This is a genomic window from Pseudomonas sp. H26/SER47-MNA-CIBAN-0231, assembly GCF_040310465.1.
In the GTDB taxonomy this organism is placed as follows: Bacteria; Pseudomonadota; Gammaproteobacteria; order Pseudomonadales; family Pseudomonadaceae; genus Aquipseudomonas; species Aquipseudomonas atacamensis.
Genome location: NZ_JBEOPW010000052.1, coordinates 1 through 437, shown reverse-complemented (window position 1 = coordinate 437; position 437 = coordinate 1). Strand labels below are relative to the sequence as shown.

Here is a 437-nt window from a genome sequence, read left to right as displayed (position 1 = left end):
CTTAATCGACGACATCAGCTGCTGCATGAGCTCCCACACGAATTGCTTGATTCATTGAAGAAGACGATAGAAGCAGCTTTAAGCTCCAAGCTGATAGCTCTGAGCTAACAGTTACAAGCTCGAAATTGGGTCTGTAGCTCAGTTGGTTAGAGCGCACCCCTGATAAGGGTGAGGTAGGCAGTTCGAATCTGCCCAGACCCACCAATTTTGTTATGGGGCCATAGCTCAGCTGGGAGAGCGCCTGCCTTGCACGCAGGAGGTCAGCGGTTCGATCCCGCTTGGCTCCACCATAAACTGCTTCGAAGTTTGAGAGTTTAGAAATGAATATTCGCACTGAATATTGATTTCTAGTCTTTTGATTAGATCGTTCTTTAAAAATTTGGGTATGTGATAGAAAGATAGACTGAACGTTACTTTCACTGGTAACGGATCAGGCT

The 437-nt window shown here is 46.0% G+C and carries 2 tRNA genes; both read left to right on the top strand.

The window, feature by feature from the left end:
* Positions 1-127: 127 nt before the first annotated feature.
* A tRNA-Ile gene (locus tag AAEZ10_RS27205) sits at positions 128-204 on the top strand.
* A 10-nt stretch (positions 205-214) separates the two neighbouring features.
* Positions 215-290 (top strand) — tRNA-Ala (locus tag AAEZ10_RS27200).
* Positions 291-437: the final 147 nt, after the last annotated feature.